Origin of the sequence: Vitiosangium sp. GDMCC 1.1324 (assembly GCF_003044305.1) — a bacterium.
Taxonomy (GTDB): domain Bacteria; phylum Myxococcota; class Myxococcia; order Myxococcales; family Myxococcaceae; genus Archangium.
Window position 1 is genome coordinate 184633 of sequence record NZ_PZOX01000009.1, and the last position, 23329, is coordinate 207961.

The following is a 23329-nucleotide window of genomic DNA, read 5'->3' on the forward strand; positions in this document are numbered from 1 at the left end:
CGCGGCTCCGCTTACATTGGCGCCCGCTTGGTCGGGTCTCGTCCAACCGAGTCGGACCGCCGATTTCCGCGTCCGTCTGTCTGAAAGAAGAAGAGAGCAAATGGCAACTGGTACGGTGAAGTGGTTCAACGATGCGAAGGGGTTCGGATTCATCACGCAGGATGGCGGTGGCGAGGACGTGTTCTGCCACCACACTGCCATCAACATGGATGGTTTCCGCACCCTGGCCGAGGGCCAGCGGGTCGAGTTCGAGGTCGCTCGGGGTCCCAAGGGGCTGCAGGCGCAGAACGTTCGCGCCGTCGCCTAGTCCGCCTCTCTTCGTGAGTTGTTCCTAGAAAAGGGTCCGACCCGTGGGGGGCCGGGCCCTTTTTCATGTCCGGAGTCCTCGCGTGTCCTTTCCCTCGTCCCGGTTCCTCTTGAAGCGTGCCCCGGTGTTTCCCCTGCTGGCCGTGCTCGGCTGTGCGTCCGGCCAGCCCCATGTCCAGGCGGGCGAGCGGCCCGCGGAGGCTCGTCCCGTGAAGCAGACCGCCGACCTCGCCGCCTTGAAGGTCGAGCTCGTTGCCCGTCATGGCGAGGCGCAGCGGGCCCGCATCGAACGGGGGGTGGACCAGGTGGCCACGCTCTGGCGCGCGGAGGACGGGGACCTGGCCGCCTTCGCGCGCGAGTACTTCATCGCCGACGAGAAGCAGCTCGAGGCCACCCTGGCCCGGCTGGAGACGGTGTTCGAGCAGCTCGACGGGCACCTGAATGAGATGAGTCGCGAGCTGCGCCGCCCCACGGACCTGGACCTGGGGCCGCTGCTGCCGGTGGATCCGCTGCTGGCGGCGTATGACCCGAGCGCGCACTCCACGGAGGACCTCTTCCAGGCGAAGGTGGGCTTCGTGGCGCTGCTCAACTTTCCGCTCACCACGCTGGCCGAGCGGATGGAGAAGGGTCCGGGCTACACCCGCCGCCAGTGGGCCGAGGTTCGGCTCACCGGCCGTTTCAACCGCCGCGTGCCCGCCGAGGTGCGGCAGGCGTCGGCGCGTGCGGGCTCGGACGCGGACCTGTACATCGCCGAGTACAACATCTGGATGCACCACCTGGTGGACGAGCAGGGGCGTCGGCCGTTCCCCAAGGGGATGCGGTTGATCAGCCACTGGAACCTGCGGGACGAGCTGAAGTCCCGGTACGCGGATCCGGAGGGAGTGGCGAAGCAGCGGATGATCGTCAAGCTGATGGAGCGCATCGTCACGCAGACGATTCCGGCGGCGGTCATCGACAATCCCCGGGTGGACTGGAATCCGTTCACCAACGAGGTGAAGGCGGCACCGGCGGATGAGGTCGAGGCGGACGCGCCTCAGCGCCCGGTGGTGGTGGACGGCAAGCGCGAGGACGACGTGCGCTACGCGAAGCTGCTGGCGCAGTTCCAGGCGGCGCGGCGGGAGGATCCCTACGTGCCGGTGGCGCCCACGGCGATTGCTCGCAGCTTCGAGCTGGGGCGCGAGCTGCCCGAGGCTCGGGTGAAGGCGCTGCTGGAACAGGTGCTGACGTCTCCGCTGGTGCCGAGGGTGGCTCAGGTCATCGAGCAGCGGCTGGGACGGAAGCTGGAGCCGCAGGACCTGTGGTACGCCGGCTTCAAGGCGAACGCGAAGCTGTCCGAGGCGGAGCTCGACAAGCTGACGCGCCAGCGCTACCCGACGCCGGAGGCCTTCGCGAAGGACATGCCGCGCATCCTCCAGGGGCTGGGCTTCTCGAAGGAGAAGGCGGCCTTCCTGTCGGAGCACATCCGGGTGGATCCGGCGCGCGGGGCGGGGCACGCGATGCAGGCGATGCGGCGCGGGGACTTCCCCCGGTTGCGGACGCGGGTGGGCCCGGGCGGCATGGACTACAAGGGCTACAACATCGCGGTGCACGAGCTGGGGCACAACGTGGAGCAGGTGTTCTCGCTCTACGAGGTGGATCACACGCTGCTCGCGGGAGTGCCCAACAACGCCTTCACCGAAGCACTGGCCTTCGTGTTCCAGGCGAGAGACCTGGCGCTGCTGGGGCAGGCGAAGCCGGACGCGGCCAGCGAGCGTGAGCGGGTGCTCAACGACTTCTGGCAGACGTGGGAGATTGCCGGGGTGGCGTTGGTGGACATCGCGGTGTGGCACTGGATGTACGAGCACCCGGACGCCACGCCCGCGCAGTTGCGCGAGGCGGTGGTGCGCATTTCCCAGGAGACGTGGGATCGCTACTACGCGCCGGTGCTGGGAGGGCAGGGGACGCCGCTGCTGGGCATCTACAGCCACATGATTTCCTACCCCCTGTACCTGACGGACTACCCGCTGGGGCACCTGATCGCCTTCCAGATCGAGGAGCACCTGCACAAGGCGGGCAACCTGGGCGCGGAGTTCGAGCGGATGGCGAGCCAGGGCGCGCTGACGCCGGACGTGTGGATGACGAACGCCACGGGTGCGCCGGTGAGCGCCGAGCCCCTGCTGCGGGCCACGGAAGCGGCGCTGCGCTGAGCGCCCTCTCGCTCGGGAGCGTGCCGGGGTGAGGGTGTACCGGACGAGGGTCCCTCACCCCGGGTCCTGCGAACCGCCTACTTCTTGGGCTGCGCCGGCTGAGCGCGCGGAACGTCCGCGCCCTGGCCGCCGATGCCGAGCAGCTCCACCTCGAACACCAGGGTGGAGTTGGGCGGGATGGTGGGAGGCGAGCCCTGCTCACCGTAGGCCAGCTTGGCGGGGCACACGAGCTGGGCCTTGCCGCCCACCTTCATCTTCTGCACGCCCTCGGTCCAGCAGGGGATGACGCCGTTGAGGGGGAACTCGGCGGGCTCGTTACGCTTGTAGGAGCTGTCGAACTCGACGCCGCTGGTGAGCGTGCCGCGGTAGTTCACCTTCACCGTGTCCGTCGCCTTGGGGCTCGCGCCGGTGCCGGCCTTCAGCTCCTTGTAGATCATGCCGGAGGGCAGCTTGACGGCCCCCTTCTCCTTGGCGGCCTCCTCCAGGTACTTCTGGCCCACCTTCTCCCCGCGGGCCTTGGCGAGTGCCTGGAACTTGGGCCCGTACGTCTCCAGCTCCACCGCCGGCTTCGCGTTGGTGAGGGAGTCCGTCAGGCCCTTCTTGAGGATCTCGATCTCGGCCGGGCTCAGGTCGAAGACCTTGACGCTCCGCCCGATCGACAGCCCGAGCGCGTAGATCGTCTTGTCATCATCGGTCTTGAGCTGCGCCTGTCCCTGCGCCGCCGCTCCTTGTGCCTGCGCCTGCATACCGGCCAGGCCCAGCAGTGCTGCTGCCAACATTCCAAATCGCATGTGAACCGCCTTTCTCAGTGGCGGCGGAAGGATAGGTCCGCCCGGGCCTTCTGGCTGGTCGTTTTCTTGCGGGTTGTCTGGATGCTCCTACCCTCGCGACAGCCTGCTGCATCGCGGAAGCGGCCTGTAGCAGCCGAGCCACCAGGAGGGTGTGAGATGAGCGACAAGCGGAAGAATGCGCGGGTACCCCTCGACATCTACCTGAACAAGTACATGGGGGGCGTGCCGTACATGGCCCGCGCCGCCGACATCAGCCAGGAGGGCGTGAGTCTGGCGCGCCTGCTCGAACCGGAGCACGACACCCGGCGGGTGGGGCTCCAGTTCCAGCTCCCGGGCTCGGAAGAGGTCATCTACGCCGAGGGCGAGGTGGTGCGCGAGTGGGTGGAGGCCAGCCCCCGGCGCAATGAGCGCTCGGGCGTGCGCTTCACGCTGCTCACCGAGCGGCACCGCCGGATGATTGATGACTACGTGACACGCAGCACGCAGGGGCACTGAGCCACGCTCCGCTGGAGGGCGGCCGAGCGGACCTGCCTTGACCTGGCTCGGCGCCGACCGTTGAATCCGGCCCTCCGAACGAGAGCGTGGAGGATTCACGTGAGGCGTGCATTGTGGGTGCTCGTGCTGGCGGCTCCGCTGTCGGCGCTGGCGCAGGGCAACGGGGTGGATTGGCAGAGGCAGGTGCTCCGGGCGACGGGGGATGGTCCGCCGGACGTGAAGGCCTCGAATCCGTCGCAGGCGAGGCTGGGCGCGGAGCGCTCGGCGAAGGCGGACGTCTTCGCGGAACTGCTGGAGCAGGTGAAGGGCATCCAGATCCGCGCGGACAGGACCGTGGGCGACGAGATGGCCCGCGAGGACACCCGCCGCCAGGTCGAGAGCGTCCTGCGTGGCTACAAGGTCGTCCGGAACCACTACTACTCGGACAGTGGTGTGCAGATGGACGTGGAGGTGCCGCTCGCGGCGCTCACCGCGGTGCTGATGGCTGCGGCTCCTCCGGCCACGGGCACCGCCGCTCCGGCCGAGACGAAGCCAGCCGAGGCGAAGCCCGCTGAGATGAAGCCGGCCGAGGCGAAGAAGGACGCCCGGGCGAAGTACACCGGCGTGTTGGTGGATGCTCGCAAGCTGGGCATGGTGCCGATGCTGGTACCGCGGCTGCTCGATGCGTCCGGCCAGCCGCTCTACGGCTTGGAGTCGCTGTCGGCGGAGGCCCGGAAGACCACGGGCGTGGCCGGATTCTTCAAGAGTCTCGAGGAGGCCCGGAAGTCGGCGCTGGTGGGGGCGAAGCCACTGGTTCTCGAGGCGGCGCGGCTCCAGGGGTCGGAGCTTCAACTGGGGACGGACGCGGCGAAGGCGCTCGCGGGGCTGGACCCGAGCCTCCTGGCCGAGGGCCGGGTGGCGATCCTCATCCGGTAGACGTGGAGTGTGTTGATGACGGCGTGGAGTTGGAGATGGGGGCGCGGGGTGGCCCTGGTGTTCGGGGGACTCGTGCTCGGGTGTGCCTCGGGTCCCGAGCAGGTGGACTCCCCGGCGGCGGATCGGGCGCGGGAGATGCTGCGCTCGATGAGGGCTCGTGACGGCAACCTGCTGCTGCGGTGCGAGCCCTCGGATGCCGAGGTGTCCCTGGACGGGGTCCCCCAGGGCGTGTGCACCGACTTCGGAGGAGGGCCGAACGGACTCCAGGTGGGAGTGGGGCTGCACCGCATCGACGTGAAGAAGGACGGCTACTGGCCGTACACCACGTATTACGAGCCGAGCAGCGCCCGCGCGGGGCTCACCATCCGGCTGAAGCCGGTGGAGCAGGAGGGGGGCGGCGCCAACTGAGCCGTGGAGGCCCGCTTCCGGTATACCCTCCTCACTGTCAGCACGGAGGTTCACCATCGGACGCAACAAGAAAGGCAAGGCGCGCTCGGTGAAGGCGCCCGAAGCGCGGGAGCTCCCAGCAGCGGAAGTGCAAGTGCCCCTGCAGGTGGTCAGTCCGGAGCCCGCGCTTCCCGAGGTGGAGCTCGCCGAGGCCGAGGCCCGGAGGGTGGACTTCGCCTGGTCGCTGGGCATGGTGGGCGCGCTGGCGCTGGTGTTCGCACTGCTGTCGGTGTTCGGCGGGGTGGCGGTGCCGGTGTTGCTGGCGCTCGCCACGGCGTATGGGCTCAACCCGATCGTCACGGCGCTGGAGCGCCGGGGCCTGAACCGCACCGTGGGGACGAGCGTGGTGTTTGGCGGGTGCGCGCTGCTGATGGCGGGGGCGGTGTTGTACCTCGTCCCCGTCTTCCGCGACGAGGCGGCGAAGCTGCCGGACTTCTTCCTCCGAGCCAGTGAGCGGGTGGTTCCTCAGGTGGAGGAGTTGCTGGGGCGTCCGCTGCCGGATCTGCTGCGGCAGCGCATGGCGGAGCTGGGCGAGCGGGCCTCGGAGGTGCTGCAGAGCGCGGGGCCCACCGCGGCGCGGCTGGTGGCGAGCTTCGCGGGCAACACCGCGCGCTTCGTGGCCACGCTGCTGGGCCTGTTGGTGGTGCCGGTGCTGGCCTTCTTCTTCCTTCAGGACTACCCGCACCTGGTGGAGCTGGTGAAGGGCCTGGTGCCGCGCCGGGCGGTGGGGCTGGTCAGCCAGCGCTTCTCCGAGGTGGATGACGTCCTGTCCGCCTTCGTGCGTGGCCAGCTCACGGTGGGGGCCATCCTGTCGGTGCTCTACAGCACGGGCCTGGGCTTCGCGCGCATCGACATGGCGATCGTCATCGGAGTCATCGCCGGGTTCGGCAACATGGTGCCCTACCTGGGGACGACCCTGGGGGTGATCCTGGCGCTGTTGGGGGTGATGTTGTCCTGGCAGGGGGCGTGGCAGCTCGCGGTGGTGGCGGGCACGTTCCTGGTGGCGCAGATGGCCGAGGGGCTCTTCATCACCCCGCGGGTGGTGGGGGACAAGGTGGGCCTGTCGTCGGTGTCCGTCATCATCGCCATCCTGGCCTTCGGTGAGCTGTTCGGCTTCACCGGCATTCTGCTCGCGGTGCCCACCACGGCCATCCTCAAGGTGGTGCTGCGCGTGGTGGTGGAGCGCTACCAGCGGACCGCCCTCTACACCGGCGAGCGGGCTGGCTCCTGAGTCGCCCGCGCCCATGCCCTGGACCGTCCTGCGACGTGGACGGTGGCGGAAGGGGAGGGGAGCGCGCTAGGGATGGGCACCGTGGCGAAGAGCAATGCAGCAGGGAAGGGTGAGGCGGAGCTGGCTCGCCTCCAGGAGGAGATCATCACCTGCCGGGCGTGTCCTCGGCTGGTGGAGTGGCGGGAGCAGGTGGCGCGGGAGAAGCGCCGGGCCTTCCGTGACTGGACGTACTGGGGCCGGCCGGTGCCCGGCTTCGGAGACCCGAGGGCGGAGCTCGTCATCCTCGGGCTGGCGCCAGCGGCGCACGGGGCCAACCGGACGGGCCGGATGTTCACCGGGGATCGCTCGGGAGACTTCCTCTACGCCGGGCTGCACCGGGCGGGCTTCGCCAACCAGCCCCGGAGCGAGCACCGGGAGGACGGCCTCGCGCTGACGGGGGCCTACATCGTCGCGCCGTGCAAGTGCGCGCCGCCGGACAACAAGCCCCTGCCGGAGGAGCTGGCCCGGTGCGCCCCCTTCCTGGATCGGGAGATGGCCCTCCTGCCGGCGCGGGTGGTCCTGACGCTGGGGGCCATCGCCTGGAACTCGACCCTCGCCTGGTTGGGGAGGGTGGGGGTGCCCATCCCATCGCCCCGGCCGGCCTTCGGCCACGGGACGGAGCTGGCCCTGCCGGGGGCCCCGGTGCTGCTGGGCTGCTACCACGTCAGCCAGCAGAACACCCAGACGGGCCGGCTCACCCCGGCCATGTTCGACGCGGTCATGGCTCAGGCGCGGGCGCTGATCGAAAATCGTCGGGGAACATGATCCACCGATGTCGGTGTTTCCTTGACAGCTGCGGGGCGCCCGCTGTATTCCCCGCCCGCCTTCGACGACAGAAGTCCTGGCGGCGAACGGGTCGTTAGCTCAGCGGTAGAGCACTACCTTGACACGGTAGGGGTCAGTGGTTCGATCCCACTACGACCCACTTCAGCAAAGCGGTTTCCCAGCGGGCGGCAGGCTGATCAGCCTTGCCGCCCGCGCCTTTTTCCGAGGTCTCGCATGGCGGATCAGATCACGGTGACGCTCCCGGATGGCAGCCAGAAGCAGGCGGCGCGGGGCACGACCATCGGGGACTTCGTGCGCGAGGGTATCGGGGCGGGCCTGGCCAAGGCCGCCCTCTTCGCGCGCGCGAATGGCGAGGACATGGATCTGTCCCGTCCCCTCAACGAGGACGTGAAGCTCCAGATCTTCACCTCGAAGAGCCCCGAGGGCCTGGAGCTCATCCGGCACGACGCCGCCCACGTGGTGGCCAGCGTGGTGCAGCGGCTCTTCCCGGGCACGCAGGTGACCATCGGTCCCTCGACGGAGGAGGGCTTCTACTACGACTTCTTCCGCGAGAAGCCCTTCACGCCCGAGGACCTCGAGAAGATCGAGGAAGAGGCCAACAAGGAGATCGCCAAGAACCACCCCTTCGTCCGGACCGAGGTGTCCATGGACGACGCCATCAAGCTCTTCGAGGGCAAGGGGGAGAAGTTCAAGGTCGAGATCGTCAAGGACATCGCGGCCAAGGGCGCCAAGACGCTCACGCTCTACACCCACGGGGACTGGGTGGACTTCTGCCTGGGGCCCCACGCGCCCACCACGGGGAAGATCGGCGTCATCAAGCTGCTGTCCACCAGCGGCGCCTACTGGCGCGGAGACCATCGCAACCCGATGCTCCAGCGCATCTACGGCACGGCCTTCTTCGACAAGAAGGCGCTCCAGGAGTACCTCACGCGGATGGAGGAGGCGCGCAAGCGCGACCACCGCAAGCTGGGCAAGGAGCTGGATCTCTTCCACTTCCACCAGTACTCGCCGGGCGCGGCCTTCTGGACCCCGAAGGGCACCACCCTCTACAACACCCTGTCGGCCTTCATGCGCCGGCTGACGACCGACAGCGGCTACGTCGAGATCAAGACCCCGCTGCTCTACAACAAGGGCCTGTGGGAGACGAGCGGCCACTGGGGCAAGTACAAGGAGAACATGTTCCTCGTGCTCGACAGCGAGAGTGGGGAGCATGACTTCTCGCTGAAGCCGATGAACTGCCCCAGCCACCACCTGTACTACGGCTTCAAGAAGCACAGCTACCGCGACCTGCCCCTGCGCCTGCACACCCAGGACGTGCTCCACCGCAACGAGGCGGCGGGCTCGCTGGGCGGCCTCACCCGCGTGCGCCAGTTCTGCCAGGACGATGCCCACATCTACTGCCGCGAGGATCAGATCCCCGACGAGGTGCGGCGCTTCGTGCAGCTGCTGGACCGCGTCTACAAGGCGGTGGGCCTGAGCTACTCGGTGAAGCTGTCCACCCGGCCGGAGAAGCGGCTCGGCGATGACTCCCTGTGGGATCGCGCCGAGGGCGGTCTCAAGAGCGCCCTGGAGGGCCTGGGCCTGCAGTACGAGCTCAAGCCCGGCGACGGCGCCTTCTACGGCCCGAAGATCGACTTCGACGTGTCCGACAGCATCGGCCGCAAGTGGCAGCTGGGCACCATCCAGCTCGACTACCTGGCCCCCGAGCGCTTCGACCTCACCTACGTGGGCGACGACAACGCCGAGCACCGGCCGGTGGTGCTCCACCGCGCCGTCTACGGCTCCTTCGAGCGCTTCATCGCCATCCTCATCGAGCACTTCGCCGGTGCCTTCCCGGTGTGGCTCGCCCCGGTGCAGGCCACGCTCGTCACCGTGGCGGACCGGCAGATGGACTACGCCCGCAAGGTGCGCGACCAGCTCCGGGCCAAGGGCTACCGGGTGGACCTGGACGAGCGCGGGCTCACCCTCAACGCGAAGATCCGCGACGCCCAGATGCAGAAGATCCCCTTCACTCTCGTCATCGGAGACAACGAGGTGGAGGGCGGCGCGGTCTCCCCCCGGCGCTACGGCGGCGAGGACCTCAAGAGCATGAAGCTCGAGGCCTTCGAGGCCCTGCTGGAGAAGGAAGCGGCCTGGCCTTGATGTCACTGGAAGTCAGGGTTTTCGAACGCCCCTTGACTCCCTGAGGCTGGCAAGTATCTTGCCCCTCTTCCGAGGGGGGTACCTACTCCCACTACTGGAGGGCTTTCACATCGCTCGCGACCAAAGAACTAATCGCCGAATCCGTGCTCGCGAGGTCCGCGTTGTAGGACCTGCGGGCGAGCAGCTCGGAGTGTTGCCGATCGAAGCGGCCCTGGAACGCGCTCAGGCCGAGGGGATGGACCTCGTCGAGGTCAACCCCATGGCCAAGCCGCCGGTCTGCAAGATCATGGACTACGGCAAGTTCAAGTATGAGGAGAAGAAGCGAGCCTCGGAAGCGAAGAAGAAGCAGGTCGTCGTCCACCTGAAGGAAGTCAAGCTCCGCCCCAAGACGGAGGAGCACGACTACGAGTTCAAGGTCCGCAACGTGCGCCGGTTCCTCGAGGAGGGGAACAAGGCCAAGGTCACGATCATGTTCCGTGGCCGCGAGATCACCCACAAGGAACTGGGCTCGGCCATCCTGGATGACGTCATCAAGGACCTGAAGGACGTGGCGGTGGTGGAGCAGATGCCCCGGATGGAAGGGCGGCAGATGTTCATGATCATCGCCCCCAACCCGAAGGTGGCGGCGAAGGCGCGCGAGATGGCGCGGCAGGCGGCGGAGAAGGCGGAGGGTGGCGGCAAGCCGGCCGAAGGTGGCAAGAAGCCCGCGGGCCCCGCGGAGGGCGGCAAGCCCGAGGAGCAGCCGGCGGCTCAGGCGGCCCCGGAGGTTGCTCCCCCGGAGGGAGCTCCGGCGAAGACGGGCGGAACGAAATAGTTGGACCCGGCTGCCGGCTTCCAAGCCGTCGGCCCTCGAGACTCTCGCTGACGGCGATTCGCTGCGGCGGATGGGTAGTTGAAGGAAGGAACCGCAAGATGCCCAAGTTGAAGACCCGTAGCGGCGCCAAGAAGCGCTTCCAGGTGAAGAAGTCTGGCAAGGTGAAGTTCGGCAAGGCCTTCGGCAAGCACCTCTTCACCCACGCGAAGACCCCGAAGAACAAGCGGGATCACCGCGGCACTGGCGTCCTGCAGGATATGGATGCCAAGAAGGTTCGCCAGGAGCTCTTCCCCTACGGGGCGAACTAGTAGAACGCAGTCTAGAGGGCCCTATCGGTGTGGCGATGAGCCAATGCACCGGGGGTTCAAACACCTCACCGAAGTCAGGAGTCAGCAATGCGCGTCAAGAAGGGTTTCAAGGCTCGCCGCCGTCGTAATCGGATTTTGAAGCTGGCCAAGGGTTACCGCGGCCGTCGCAAGAACTGCTACAAGCGGGCCAACCAGGCCGTGGAGCGCGCGCTGGATTACGCCGCTCGCGACCGCGCCGCGCGGAAGCGCAACTTCCGCTCCCTGTGGATCGTCCGCATCAACGCGGCCGCCCGCACCGTGGGCCTGTCCTACTCCCGCCTGATCGCCGGTCTGGCCAAGAACAAGATCGCCCTGGATCGCAAGGTCCTCGCCGACCTGGCCGTGGCGGATCCCGCCGGTTTTGCCGCCGTCGCAAACAGCGCGAAGGCGGCCTGAGCATGACGGCCGGCCGTACAGGCCGGCATCGACAGCGGGTGGCCACGGTCTTCCTGGAAGGCCGTTGCCGCTCGTGGGTTTGAAACGGGCTGCCCCTGAGGGCGGCCCTTTTTTTTGCCCCGGCCCAGCCGGGGAGGGAGACGAAGTCCCATGCGAGACCGCTTGCAGGCGCTCGCGGACGCGGCGCGGCGGGAAATCTCCGTCGCCTCCGAGCCGTCCGCGGTGGAGGCGCTCCGAATCCGCTACCTCGGCAAGAAGGGTGAGCTGTCCGGTGTCCTCGGTGGCATGGGCAAGTTGCCCCCCGAGGAGCGCCGTGCGCTCGGCGAGGTGGCCAACCAGGTCAAGGCCGAGATCGAGAAGCTCCTGGCCGACGCCGTCCAGCGCGTGGAGGACGCGGCGCTCGAGTCCGAGCTGCGTGGCCCCAAGCTGGACGTGACGCTGCCCGGCCGCACCGTCACCCCCGGCAGCCGCCACCCGGTGTCCCGGACGATGGAGGACATCGTCCGCACCTTCCAGCGGCTCGGCTTCGAGGTGTCCCACGGGCCGGAGATCGAGCTCGACTACTTCAACTTCGAGGCGCTCAACCTCCCGAAGGATCACCCCGCCCGCGACATGCAGGACACCTTCTACGTGGATGAGGCCTCGCTCGGCCACGCGAAGAAGGCCGACAGCCCAGTGCTGCTGCGCACGCACACGTCCCCGGTGCAGGTGCGCTTCATGCTCAACCGCAAGCCGCCCATTCGCGCCATCATGCCCGGCCGCGTCTACCGGCGGGACTCGGACATCACCCACACGCCCATGTTCCACCAGGTGGAGGGCCTGCTGGTGGACAAGGACGTCAGCTTCGCCGAGCTCAAGGGCACCCTGGATGCCTTCGTGAAGGCCTTCTTCGGCTCGGACACGCGCACGCGCTTCCGCCCGTCCTTCTTCCCCTTCACCGAGCCCTCGGCCGAGGTGGACATCTCCTGCACCTCGTGCGGCGGCAAGGGCTGCCGCGTGTGCAAGCAGACCGGCTGGCTGGAGGTGCTGGGCAGCGGCATGGTGCACCCCAACGTCTTCAAGTACAGCGGCTACGACCCCACCCAGGTCACCGGGTACGCGTTCGGCATGGGCGTGGAGCGCATCGCCATGCTGCGCTACCGCATCGACGACCTGCGGATGATGTTCGAGAACGACGCGCGCTTCCTGGAGCAGTTCTGATGAAGATCTCGGTCAAGTGGCTCGGAGACTACGTAGCGCTGCCGGCGAGCGTCGATGAACTGGCGCGCAAGCTGACCGCCGTGGGTCTGGAGATTGAAGGCCTCGAGCGCCCCGGCGAGGGTCTGCGCGGCGTGGTGGTGGCGCAGATCAAGGAGTCCGTCCAGCACCCCAACGCGGACAAGCTGTCCGTGACGAAGATCGACATGGGCGGCCCGGAGACGCTGCAGGTGGTGTGCGGCGCCAAGAACTTCAAGGTCGGCGACAAGGTGCCGCTGGCCACCATCGGCACGAAGCTGCCCAATGGCGTGGAGATCAAGCAGGCCCCCCTGCGCGGCGTGGACAGCTTCGGCATGCTCTGCTCGGCCAAGGAGCTGGGCATCTCCGAGGAGTCCTCGGGCCTGCTCATCCTCCCGCAGGACCTGAAGGTCGGCACGCCCATCGCCCAGGCGCTCGGGCTGGATGACGTGCTGATGGAGGTGAACGTCACCCCCAACCGGCCGGATGCCCTGTCGCACCTGGGCGTGGCCCGCGAGGTGGCGGTGGCCACGGGCGCCCAGTTGCGTCCGCCCCAGCCGAAGCTCGCCGAGTCCGGCGCCCCCGCCTCCGAGAAGGTGAAGGTGCGCATCGAGGACCCGGTGCGCTGCCCGCGCTACGTGGCCCGCGTCATCGAGAACGTGAAGATCGGTCCCTCGCCCCAGTGGCTGCAGGACCGGCTCAAGGCCTGCGGCGTGCGCCCCATCAGCAACGTGGTGGATGTCACCAACTACGTCCTGCTCGAGTACGGCCAGCCGCTGCACGCCTTCGACCTGGACAAGGTCGCCGGCCAGGAGATCATCGTCCGCACCGCGAAGCCGGGCGAGAAGATGACGACGCTCGACGGCAAGCAGCGCGCGCTGGAGACCGAGGACCTGCTCATCTGCGACCGCGACCGGGCCCAGGCCCTCGCTGGCGTGATGGGCGGCGCGGACAGTGAGGTGAGTGCGAGCACCACGCGCGTGATTCTCGAGTCCGCCCACTTCCAGCCCTCGAGCATCCGCCGCTCGTCCAAGCGCCACGGCCTGCACACCGAGGCCTCGCACCGCTTCGAGCGTGGCGCGGACCTCGATGCCGTCATTCCCGCCGCGGATCGGGCCGCGGCCCTCATCGCCGAGCTGTCCGGTGGCACGGTGGCCCCGGGCCGGGTGGACGTGTACCCGAGCCCCCAGCCGCCGCGTCGGGTGACGCTGCGCTACGGCCGCGTGGAGAAGGTGCTGGGCGTGGTCATCCCCGAGGCCGAGTGCCGGCGCATCCTCGGCACCCTGGGCTTCAAGCCGGTGGAGGAGGGGAGTGGGCAGACCACCTTCGAGGTGCCTCGGGCGCGCGTGGACGTGGAGCGCGAGGAGGACCTGATGGAGGAGCTCGCCCGCGTCTACGGCTACGACAACATCCCCGCGAAGCTGCCGCGAGGACTCGCCGAGCTGGCCCCAGAGCCCGCCGCCTCCGAGGCCGAGCGCCGCGCCCGCCACGCCCTGGCCGGCATGGGGCTGAGCGAGGTGGTGAACTACTCCTTCGTGCCGCCGCGCACCCTGGAGGTGCTGGGAGGGAAGGAGAAGCCGGTGGCGCTCCTCAACCCGCTCAGCGTGGAGCAGTCGGTGATGCGCACCAGCCTGTTGCCGGGCCTGCTGGAGAACCTCTCCCGCAGCGTGCGGCACCAGGTGGAGTCGGTGGCCGTGTACGAGATGGGGCGGGCCTACTTCCAGGATTCCGAGGGTGGCCAGGGCCAGCGCCCGGCCGCTCGCGAGGTGCACCGGCTCGCGGGCCTCGTGTGGGGCGTGCGCGGCCGGCGGACCTGGACCCAGAAGGACGCCCGGGCGGATTTCTATGACGCCAAGGGCGCCCTGGAGGCCGTGCTGCACGCCCTTCACGTGGAGGGCGCCCGCTTCGTCTCCGCCGAGGCCCCGTCGTATCACCCGCGCGCCTGTGCCCGGGTGGAGCTGGCCGATGGCACGGTGCTGGGCCATGTAGGTGAGCTGCACCCCCGTGTGAGCAAGGCTCTGGAGCTGCCTCGAGACGTCTTCGTCTTCGAGGTGGACACGGCGCCCCTGTACGCGGCCGCCAAGCTGGTTCCGGCCTGGGGAGGGCTGCCCCGCTTCCCCGCCGTGCTTCGCGACCTGGCGGTGGTGGTGCCCCTGGAGCTCCAGAACGACGAGGTCCGCCGCGTCATCCTGGAGGTCGGTGGCCCGCTGGTGGAGGACGCCTTCATCTTCGACGTCTACACCGGCAAGCCCATCCCCGAGGGCCGCAAGAACCTGGCCTACGCCATCCGCTACCGCTCGCCCGAGCGCACCCTCACCGACGCCGAGGTCGGTGCCGCCCACCAGCGCATCATCTCCGAGGTCAACCAGCGCCTGGGCGGAGCCCTCCGGACCTGAGCCGCCTGCTCGCGGGAAAACCTGAGTGAAACCGGTGGGTTGACAGCTAATTGGGAAGGCTGTCACAGTCCCCCGGGTTCACCGCAGAGAGGGGCTCGAAGGTACTCGCATGACCAAAGCGGACATCATCGAAGGGGTCTACGAGAAGGTCGGCTTCTCCAAGAAGGAGTCGGCGGAGATCGTCGAGCTCGTCTTCGACACCTTCAAGGAGACGCTCGAGCGCGGGGACAAGATCAAGATCTCGGGGTTCGGCAACTTCCAGGTGCGCCAGAAGAAGGCGCGCGTGGGCCGTAACCCGCAGACGGGCAAGGAGATCGAGATCTCAGCGCGCCGGGTGCTGACCTTCCGGCCGAGCGCGGTGCTGAAGGCCGCGCTCAATGGCGAGCAGATTCCGGAGAACCACTCCGAGCTGGATGCCGCGGAGGAGGCCGCCGCGGACGCGGCCGAGGCCGCCGGACTGGATCCCGAGGAGATGGACGAGGAGCTGGAAGAGGTCGAGGAGTACAAGGCCTCGGCCGGCGGAATGAAGGCGAAGGCGGAGTGAGTTTTTGAAGGGCCGCCCGATCTCGTGCTTGACCGGTGAGTCGGGTAGAGGCATAAGGCAGCCCATCTCGCCGACGCCGAGCGGGACACACATCGGGGCGTAGCGCAGCCTGGTAGCGCACTTGCTTGGGGTGCAAGTGGTCGCTGGTTCAAATCCAGTCGCCCCGACCATCGAAGGCCCTGGAGTTTCACCTCACGGTGGGCTCCAGGGCCTTCAACTTCCCTCGAGAAGGGAAGCGATGTGGGGAGTTAGTTCAGTTGGTTAGAACGCCGGCCTGTCACGCCGGAGGCCACGGGTTCAAGTCCCGTACTCCTCGCCAAGAGAAGGGCCCGGAATCGCAAGGTTCCGGGCCCTTTGTCTTTTCTTCAGTCCGGGCCCAGGCGCAGCCTCCCCCTCCTCCTGGAGGATCACCCCATGACCGAGCAACAGCTCGCCGGGCATGGAGTTGTTCAACGGGCGATCACCGGCGGGTTGTGGGAGTCCATGGAGTCCCCAGACCAGCGCACGTCGAACACCACCTCCGCCGGCCGATGGAGAAGGGCCGCCGCGAACGCCGACCCCGACGGCAACTGGTGACCGATGGCGCGCTCCACCTGTCTGAGCTCCAGGGCGCGCAAACCTCCAACGGCTAGGCCCTTGGCGAAGCGCGCCACCGAGAGGTGCAGCGACTGCACACGCTGGCGGAGCCGGAGCGTGCGCACCTCCCCGCGGAACACCACGAGTTGGATGGACGGCGCGGGGCGCATCGGGGGGTGCACATCCAGCGGTCCATCCACGCCCTGGGCCTCCACCTGCAGCTCCTGCCAGCCGGTGACCGCCGCCGAGCGCATCACGAAGCCGGTGAGCACGCGCTCGGGCACCCGGGCCAGCAACGCCCGTTCGGCGGGGCTCCGCTCGGTCGCGTTCGGGGGACGCACCACGCTCAGGGCACCGTCGAGGAGCGCCGCGAGCCACGCCGGATCGACGTGGAAGAAGCGGATCGACTCCGCGGGGAGGGCTCGCTCGTCGGCCACGAGGTAGCGGAAGGGCACCCCCTCGAGCCTGCCGAGACCCTCCACCCACGCGACCAGCTCGGGTGGGGGCTCGGGCTCCGCGAGGGGCGCGGCCCGTTGGATCTGCGGCAGATGACCATGCGACCCCGCGACCGCCGCCAGCCGGTGCGCGTGGTGCACCCACGTGCGGCGCCACGCCGACAGTTGCGTGGACACCCGCCGGTTCTGCAGGGCGAGCAGGCGGCCGAGTTCCCAGGCGGCCGCGTAGCTCACGTCGAACATGCCCGTCTTCTCGTAATAGAGCAGGAGCGCATCGGCACACGACGCGGGCAACGCTCCGAGCAGTCCGGGGGGGCGCGGGCTGGGGACGAGGGGTCCGCCATACCAGGACGCCGTCGTGCCTCCGGCGGCGAGGTGGTGGGGCAACAGGACCAGGCCGGATTGGAGCTTCCGCGATGCGTCGTCCGGGAGGTCGGCGGGCGCCGCCTCCGGTCGGAGCAGTCCCGCGTGCGACGCGACGTCCACGAGGTGTGCGAGCAGCGCACCGGAGTCCTCGGAGACGGGCTCGCTCGTGAACGTCCAGCTCCAGAGCGACACGAGGACCCAGGGCCCATCGCCCCACCCGTGGTCCTCGAGGGAGACGAGGTGCATCGTGTGACGCCCGGACGCGGGCAGCCGGAGGCCCACCACGACCGCCGCACGCGCGCCGGGCGCCCCGCCCACCTCTTCCCGCACGTGGCAGAACCGATCGAGCTCGTCGGCCTTCGGCAGGCACTCACTGGCGAACCGCGCGTCGAGCTCCAGCACGGTCACGGCATCCTGCTCCCGACCCTCCTCGAGAGCGAGCGGCGCGCTCCGCCCGCAGCGCTCCCGGAACTCCGCGAGCGTCATCCGGCGTGATTGGACGTAGGGCGCATCCATCTCGCGCAGCAACAGGAGCGCGAGCCAGGGTTGTCCCTTCCCAGCGCTGCGCTCCCAGGGGAGCGTGTCACGCGCGAGCACGACGTGCGGCAAATCCGCGTGGAAGTCTCCCCGGCTTCCGTCGGGGGGATACATCGAGCACACGTCCTTGGGGGACAGCGCGAACCGCTCCCCGCCCACCGCGAAGCGGGCCCGCTGCGTCCCATGCTCCACCGTCGCACCGTCGACCGTGACAGAGAGCGTGGCCGCGACGTCGTAGGTCCCCGAGGGGAGGAGCGGGTCTTGCCGATCATAGAAGTGAAGGCTCGCGGGGATCAGATCGTCAGTCATGTTCAAGCGGCCTCACGAGTCGGGGAGCGGCACGGAAGGAGCGCACCGGGGCGAAGTTCCCGCGGGTGGGGAGATCGGGCAGCAGCGCCTCGACCACGCTCCTGCACGCCGCGCGCGTCTCCGGGAGGCACAGGTCGGTCGCGATCTGGTCCACCACGGAGGAATCCTCCAGGTGCACGGGAGTGGGGGCCTGGCGCCGCGGCCAGGTCAACGCAGGCGCCTGATGCGTGTCCCAGGAGGAGAGCGTGATGGGCGTGGGCGGGCTCCCAGGCACGTGGGGCTTGGACCGGATCTCATAGCCCACCACCACGTCCTCGATCAGCCGGGGCGCGTGAAGCGAGGCGTGGGGCTGCTTCCCATGCGCCTGCCCCCACAGGGCCGCGGGGACCGAACCCGAGACCGGATCGATCTGGAAGCGCGAGGTGACGATCTCATCGCCGTACTTGATCTCCACCGACAGCGTCGAGTCCAACGTGGCCGCCATGGGCGCCACCCCCAGCCGCGGAGACCCGGGAGCGCTCGACGTGATCGGAACCGCCGAGTCCACCCGAATCCGGAGCTCACCCGGATGGAGTGTGCCCAACTCCCCCTGCGCCGGGCCGTTGCGACCGCCCCCGTCCGGAGCCCGACCGCCCGCGGCGTTGAGAACGAGGAGCCCCTTGGCGGGCAACAGGTCCGCGCGGAACTCCCCCCAGGTGACGGCGGGAGGAGGCCGTGCGGGCCGCCCGAACTCCAGATCGAAGGAGAACACCAGCCAGCTCACGTGGGCGCGCCCCGAGAAGGGCGGCCCGTCGCAGACGAGCTCCGCCGTCAGGTCGGCGGAGAACACGCCATACGTCACCCCGATCGAGATGGAGGCCTCCGCGTGATAGCGGTAGGGCTTCCAACCCAGCACCATGTCGAGCCCGGCGCGGAACCACGCGTGCAGGGACCCATCCCGCCAGTCCGCCTCGAAGTGCCCTCCGGTCATCACCGCCGACGGCGTGAGCGCGAGATAGGCGTCCGCCTTGAGGGTGAGGCGCTCGTCCACGCGCCAGTTGAGCGCGAGCCTCGGCACCTTCGGGTACCAGGCGGGCACCCGGAAGGAGGGGTGGTACCCCCCGAGCGTGAGGACGAAATCCCCCGCGTGCTCGCCGTGGAACCAGGAGGCAAGCGCGAACCCTCCGCTCAGGTGACAGTCGGGAGACAACACGTACGCGCCCGGCGACAACACGCCTCGGACGCAGAGCTCCCCCTGCTCAGGCAGGAAGCGCGCCAGCAGGGACAGCGAGGCGTTCACCAGGGGCGTGCCCCCCGGCGGCGTCTGGGCGGGCACCCGCAGCGTGGCCTCTCCGAGCAGGTCGAACTCGAGCTCGGACCCGAACCGCGCGAAGAGCAGCGCCACGCCCTCGATGAGCTGGAAGGACGTGAAGTGCACGCCCACGCCCAGGAAGTGCTCCCCCACCGCGGGCGTCAGGAGGAGCCGCTCGGCCATGGACCACAGGTCGAGCCGCTCCGAGGGGGCGGCCATCGCCTGGGTCACCAGCGGGTAGGTGCGCACGCCCTCCGCCGTGGGGAGCACGAGGCGTCGGTTGTACCCGAAGCCCACCGACATCCCCTCGACGCGGAAGAACGTGGGCCCCCCGACGGCATCCACGAGCGCCCAGACGAACATCGAGGGATGGCCATCCTTCATCCGGGCATACGACCCGAGCGCCGAGATCGCGAGCCGTCCGTAGCGGAGGGTGAGCGCGCCGTCATAACGATCCTCGCCCTCCGCCCCGGGCAGGTGTCGCAACCCGCCGCCCAGCTCCAGGTCCCCGCTCCTCAGGTCCACCCCCAGGCCGTCGAGGTGGAAGCGGGGCGCGAAGTCGTGCGCGGACAGATCGCTCAGGGCGAAGCCCACCCCGAGTCCCTGGAGCGAGAGGGTCAGGGCCGGGGCGTGGAGCGACGCGTCGAGCAGCAACACGAGCTGCTGGCCGGACAGCCCGACGCCCACCCGCCCCACGTGCAAGGGGCCAAAGCCCTTCTGCAGATCCACCCACGCGACCTTCGCGGAGTCGGCCCGCGCGGGCGCGGAGACATCGAGCCGGGTGGAGGCATCAACGGGTGTGACCGCGACCTGGAGCGGCAGGTCGAGCGTCGAGCTGATACCCGCGACCTGCACGTGCGCGTGCAGGGTGGCACCCGCATCGACGCCCTCCTCGCGCAGCTTCGTGACCCCCGAGGGGGTGAGCTGGTTGAGCCACGCGATGTCGCCCGACTCGAACCGGTCCCGGGCGAGGAGCAACTGGAACACCAGGTCGAGTCGGCGTCCACGCGGGAACGTCCCGCCCACGAGCGGCAGCTTCGACAACTCGAGCCCCGTCCCGAGCTCCACCGCGAACAGGGCCTTGTCTCCCTCGGCGCTCTTCAGCAGCGCGAGCTGGGCGTGGTTGAGCCCGACGCTCAGGCCCGAGGGGACCCACCCCTGCACGGACGGCATGAGCTGCGCGAGGAGCCGCCCCAGGTCCACCACGCTCCCCTGGCCACCGTATGCGGCGACCATCAGCTCGCGCTCGTCCTGTTGATCGAAATCCGCGGAGAAGACCCGCTCCACCGCGGTGCCCGGCTCGAACAGGGACAGGCTCGCGCCCACCGAGATTTCGTGGGGCCGGTCCGCCGCCGGTCGGCGCGCGTCGAGGTGCAGCGTCAGCGCGGCGGCCTGGGACGTGTCGGCGCCCTCCCCGAGACGGAAGGCACCCGTCCCGCGGAACGCGTACTCCTGGGTGCCGGTGTCCACCCGGACGTGGAGATCCCTCAGCGCCACCGTGGAGAGCATCCGGGGCGTCACCGGCGTCCCCGCCCCGCTCCCGTCCCTGGCGCCGAACTCCAATGCCCCGCCCGCGAGCGCCTCCGGAGACACGCGCGGGTCGTCGATGAGGTCGCCCTCGAATATCCAGCCGCGCCCCTCGCCCACGTGGTCCGCGCGCAGGATCGCGCGAGAGCCGAGGAAGTAGAACACGCCGCGCGCGCTCAGGGCGACGGCGCCATGCCCGGCCCCCTCCACCCCGATCGTGAGTCCCTCCATCTCGAGCCGGCCCCCCCCAGGCACGAGCCAGGCACCATTCAGCTCGGCCCTCGCGGAGTAGCGGCCAGAGCCGGGGTGATAGGAGAAGGCCAGATCCCGGATGGAGAGGCTCGGCAGTGCCGGATACCGTTCATGGCCCATGAAATGGGAGATGAGTTGCGTGACGTCGAGCTCCGAGTCCTCGACCAGGCCTCCCGAGAACTCGTAGTCGACACCGAAGGCCCCGCCATACACCAGGGTGGTGAGCCGGATCGTACCGCTCTCCCCAATGCCAACGAGCCCGGAGATCGCCAGTTCCACCTGACGCTCTTCGCTGGTGGGAGCATGGAGGGTGAAGCCGAGATCGATCGCGTCCAGCGTGAGGAAGCGATCCAACAGGACCCAGCGGTTCTCGTCCGCGACCTCGACGTCCAGACTCACCCACTGGATGAGGTCGCCCCCGCTCGGATCCAGACGCATGGACACGTCGGTCAGTTTCACCACCGCGCCGACGGGGACCTGCTCGGGCACCCGGAGCGGGGCCTGGGGCACGAGCGCGGAGAGCCCGGCGAGCGGCATGGACAGGCCATCCGGAAGGGAGGAGCGAATCTCCACCACCCCGGACCTGCCGGAGGTCCGCATCACGACGGGGATGCGGGTGTCCGTCGTTTCTCCGGGGAAGACCAGATCCGCGAACCAGGTGGCCTCCGCTGACGACGTCCAGCGCCGGATGGCCATGTTGTAATCGGGCCTCCCCCGATAGACGAAGCGCAGATCCTCGAGCCCCACCAGGTTGCCCACCCTCCGCACGATCTCTGGAGACAGCCACCCCATCAAGAACACCTCGGGAGGCGCCGACGCGTCGCCTCCGGAGGGCAGCACCCCACCGATCACCGGCAATACCTGGTCGCGCAAGCCCTCCCCCAGGAAGAGGTTCGCGGCGGTGTCGGTGGGCGAGGCGAGATCGAGCAGGCCGCTCACGCCCAGGACGGCCCCCCCGTCTTCGGCGTGGGAGCGCAGTTGGAAGAACGGATAGCGCTCCACGAGGTCCGTGGGAAAGCGCAGATCGGCGAGCATCGTGCCCGCATGTCCCGGAAAGCTCCTGGCCACGGTCCACGGGGTGGGGGCGCGTCCCCAGGCCGACAGGACCAGGCGCAAGTGCGGGAGTCCGCCAGGGACCTCGACGAGGTCGAGCGCCACCTCCACCGCCATGTCCAGGAACGGACCCGCGCCGCCAACGCCCCGCAGGGCCATCGCCGCGTCCCCGGCGGGCGGAGCCACGCTCTCGAGAGAGCCGACGTCGAGAACGCCCTTCGGAAAATAGGGGCAGACGCCCTCGACCATCCGCGTGGTGTCCGCCAACCGCGCGTCCTGCAAGCGCTTCAAGCCCGCCGCGTCGAACCGAAGCCTGTGCGAGGCCACATCGAGGAGGCCCAAGCGCTGGAGCGCCTCGTGGAGTTCCCCAGCCGTCATGGGGACCCCCCGGTGGGCGGGGTGTAATCGACGACGCCGTTCTCAAGGACCTTCATGCGGTGGTCGCCCGCATTCGAGGTCCACCGCCGCTCGAGGACTCGTTCCGGGGTGACGAAGAACTGGAGGTGGGACATGCCCGAGTCCGTCGTGTAGATGCCGTATTTCTTGTAGGCCGGCTTCACCTGCCACCAATTCACCTTGGCCGTGGGTGAGTGCCACAAGGTCTCGGTTCCGTAGCGGATCAGGTGCGTGTCGACGCCCTTGCAGAGGCGGTGCGCGGTGGGCGCCGGGGTCTGGTTGCCCTCCTGGGAAGGAAGACCATCGGTGACGCGCATGTAGGCCGCGATCGTCGACCATCGCGGGTTGCGGTCGGATTGGTGGGGACCCGAGCTGGCCACCGCGATCCGCGGGTTCGTCGTCTCGACGAAGGTCCGTCCCGCGTGCTCCGTCCCCGATCCATGGTGCTCCATCTGCAGGAGGTCCAGATCGCGGATCAGCTCCCCGTGGTGCCTGAGGAGGAAGGCCTCCGTGCCCAGGGTGGCATCCCCGGTGAGGAGGATCTTCCGACCGTAGACCTTGATGAAGGTCACGATGCTGGCGGCGTTGGTGGGGCAGGACTCGTGTTGCGAAGGAGAAGCCTCCGCGGACAGGAGTGAGATTTCACAATCCGGCTCTTCGATGAGCTTCAGTCGCTCGCCATCGAACGTGAACTTGCTCGTGATCTCCTTGCCCCCCGGCGTGGTCACACCGACCTTCGTGTTGTTGATGACCAGGCGACCGCACACCTTCGCTTTCTTGAAATGATTGCGAGCAGCAGTCGAACCTTTCACAGACTCTCCGTAGCTGGTCTGCGTCAGGGTATAGAGGAGCACCCGAGGTCCTTGCACCGTATTGAACACGATCCGGGGAGCCTCGCAGTAGTGATCCTTGTCGGGGTGGGTGAAGATCAGGTACGAGAGTTGGGCCGGTCTGACAGCCTTCGTGTCCGGGTCGCGCTCCGTTCCGACGAACTCCTTGAGGAGATCCTGGATCTCCTTGACGTACTGACCATGGCGCGGCTGCGAGCGCTGCCCACAGTCGATCACCAGGCTTTGTCCCTGGGGCGTCCTGATCAGGATGCAGTCTCCCGAACCGATGGACGTGAACATGAGGCGGAACTCGGCGGACGCGCTGCCGTCCGGGTTCGTGTACGTGGCGGTCCCCGCCTCGAGCTCCTCCTCGGAGAGCTCCACGCACTCCATGGCTTCCTTTGCCCTTTTCACCGCCTCCATCCGCGCGTTCGCGACACGATGGACAAACTTGGGATCCGCATTGGCAAGGAACGCCGCCTCCGAACCCGTGAAGAGTTTCAAGGCATTGAGGTCAGACTTATACGCACGGCGGCAGATGATCGCCGACGAATTGCTGGAGCCTCGACCGGGCCGCAGATCGTAAGCAAAAATCTCTTTCACGGCCTGGATGACTTCATCCGAGTACTTGGTGCGCTTGGCGCGCCGCGTGTCATTGCCGTTGCTATCGTTTCCACGCTTCATGGA

General features: G+C 68.6%; 17 protein-coding genes, 3 tRNA genes and 1 pseudogene. 17 read left to right on the forward strand and 4 right to left on the reverse strand.

From position 1 onward, the window contains the following. The first annotated feature begins 100 nt into the window (after positions 1-100). Together DAT35_RS26215 and DAT35_RS26220 are read left to right on the forward strand one after the other, a co-directional pair. Positions 101-307 (forward strand): cold-shock protein, encoded by a 207-nt coding sequence (locus tag DAT35_RS26215; RefSeq protein WP_108069895.1) that lies wholly within the window; start codon positions 101-103, stop codon positions 305-307. A 208-nt stretch (positions 308-515) separates the two neighbouring features. Next, entirely contained in the window at positions 516-2492 is a 1977-nt protein-coding gene (locus tag DAT35_RS26220; RefSeq protein WP_369946076.1) for a hypothetical protein, read from the forward strand. A 77-nt stretch (positions 2493-2569) separates the two neighbouring features. Here DAT35_RS26220 and DAT35_RS26225 read toward each other — a convergent pair whose 3' ends face one another. Next, a complete protein-coding gene (locus tag DAT35_RS26225; RefSeq protein ID WP_108069897.1) occupies positions 2570-3283 on the reverse strand; it encodes an FKBP-type peptidyl-prolyl cis-trans isomerase in 714 nt (237 codons plus the stop codon). Positions 3284-3439: 156 nt separating this feature from the next. Here DAT35_RS26225 and DAT35_RS26230 point away from each other — a divergent pair, with 156 nt between their 5' ends. From DAT35_RS26230 to DAT35_RS26300, 15 genes and pseudogenes are all read left to right on the forward strand, one after another. Further along, entirely contained in the window at positions 3440-3778 is a 339-nt protein-coding gene (locus tag DAT35_RS26230) for a PilZ domain-containing protein (protein ID WP_108069899.1), read from the forward strand. Positions 3779-3877: 99 nt separating this feature from the next. Beyond that, positions 3878-4693: an LPP20 family lipoprotein gene (locus DAT35_RS26235; protein WP_108069901.1), complete on the forward strand. Its 816-nt coding sequence runs from the start codon at positions 3878-3880 to the stop codon at positions 4691-4693. 15 nt (positions 4694-4708) lie between these two features. Beyond that, positions 4709-5101 carry a PEGA domain-containing protein gene (locus DAT35_RS26240; RefSeq protein ID WP_108069903.1) on the forward strand — a complete coding sequence of 131 codons (393 nt, stop codon included), beginning with the start codon at positions 4709-4711 and terminating at the stop codon, positions 5099-5101. A gap of 127 nt (positions 5102-5228) precedes the next feature. Beyond that, on the forward strand, positions 5229-6371 hold the full coding sequence (locus DAT35_RS26245; RefSeq protein WP_108069905.1) for an AI-2E family transporter: 1143 nt from the start codon (positions 5229-5231) through the stop codon (positions 6369-6371). Positions 6372-6452: 81 nt separating this feature from the next. Next, the gene (locus tag DAT35_RS26250; protein ID WP_304466069.1) at positions 6453-7175 is read left to right on the forward strand and encodes a uracil-DNA glycosylase; all 723 of its coding nucleotides are present in this window, start codon (positions 6453-6455) and stop codon (positions 7173-7175) included. Between the two features lie 88 nt (positions 7176-7263). Next, a tRNA-Val gene (locus tag DAT35_RS26255) sits at positions 7264-7335 on the forward strand. Positions 7336-7409: 74 nt separating this feature from the next. Further along, the gene (gene thrS / locus DAT35_RS26260; RefSeq protein ID WP_108069909.1) at positions 7410-9338 is read left to right on the forward strand and encodes a threonine--tRNA ligase; all 1929 of its coding nucleotides are present in this window, start codon (positions 7410-7412) and stop codon (positions 9336-9338) included. 94 nt (positions 9339-9432) lie between these two features. Next, on the forward strand, positions 9433-10152 hold the full coding sequence (gene infC / locus DAT35_RS26265; protein WP_108070295.1) for a translation initiation factor IF-3: 720 nt from the start codon (positions 9433-9435) through the stop codon (positions 10150-10152). Between the two features lie 98 nt (positions 10153-10250). Beyond that, on the forward strand, positions 10251-10460 hold the full coding sequence (gene rpmI / locus DAT35_RS26270; protein WP_108069911.1) for a 50S ribosomal protein L35: 210 nt from the start codon (positions 10251-10253) through the stop codon (positions 10458-10460). An 87-nt stretch (positions 10461-10547) separates the two neighbouring features. Continuing rightward, positions 10548-10895, forward strand: a complete 348-nt coding sequence (gene rplT, locus DAT35_RS26275) for a 50S ribosomal protein L20 (RefSeq protein WP_108069913.1) — start codon at positions 10548-10550, stop codon at positions 10893-10895. A 150-nt stretch (positions 10896-11045) separates the two neighbouring features. Then, a complete protein-coding gene (gene pheS, locus DAT35_RS26280; RefSeq protein ID WP_108069915.1) occupies positions 11046-12095 on the forward strand; it encodes a phenylalanine--tRNA ligase subunit alpha in 1050 nt (349 codons plus the stop codon). Then, the gene (gene pheT / locus DAT35_RS26285) at positions 12095-14506 is read left to right on the forward strand and encodes a phenylalanine--tRNA ligase subunit beta (protein WP_108069917.1); all 2412 of its coding nucleotides are present in this window, start codon (positions 12095-12097) and stop codon (positions 14504-14506) included. The genes pheS and pheT overlap by 1 nt, the downstream gene beginning before the upstream one ends. 109 nt (positions 14507-14615) lie before the next feature. Then, positions 14616-14954 (forward strand): annotated as a pseudogene (locus DAT35_RS26290) (integration host factor subunit alpha); the annotation flags it as partial. Positions 14955-15143: 189 nt separating this feature from the next. Further along, positions 15144-15220, forward strand: a tRNA-Pro gene (locus tag DAT35_RS26295). Positions 15221-15292: 72 nt separating this feature from the next. Beyond that, positions 15293-15369: transfer RNA gene (locus DAT35_RS26300), tRNA-Asp, on the forward strand. Between the two features lie 130 nt (positions 15370-15499). On the opposite strand, the gene DAT35_RS26305 is transcribed toward DAT35_RS26300, so the two are convergent. From DAT35_RS26305 to DAT35_RS26315, 3 genes are read right to left on the reverse strand one after another with little or no spacing between them, the layout of a single operon-like run. Further along, positions 15500-17293 carry a hypothetical protein gene (locus tag DAT35_RS26305; RefSeq protein ID WP_108069920.1) on the reverse strand — a complete coding sequence of 598 codons (1794 nt, stop codon included), beginning with the start codon at positions 17291-17293 and terminating at the stop codon, positions 15500-15502. Beyond that, on the reverse strand, positions 17286-21794 hold the full coding sequence (locus DAT35_RS26310) for a DUF6603 domain-containing protein (RefSeq protein ID WP_108069922.1): 4509 nt from the start codon (positions 21792-21794) through the stop codon (positions 17286-17288). The genes DAT35_RS26305 and DAT35_RS26310 overlap by 8 nt, the downstream gene beginning before the upstream one ends. Next, positions 21791-23326, reverse strand: a complete 1536-nt coding sequence (locus DAT35_RS26315) for a ComEC/Rec2 family competence protein (protein WP_108069924.1) — start codon at positions 23324-23326, stop codon at positions 21791-21793. Before DAT35_RS26315 ends, DAT35_RS26310 begins: the two co-directional genes overlap by 4 nt. Positions 23327-23329 lie beyond the last annotated feature (3 nt).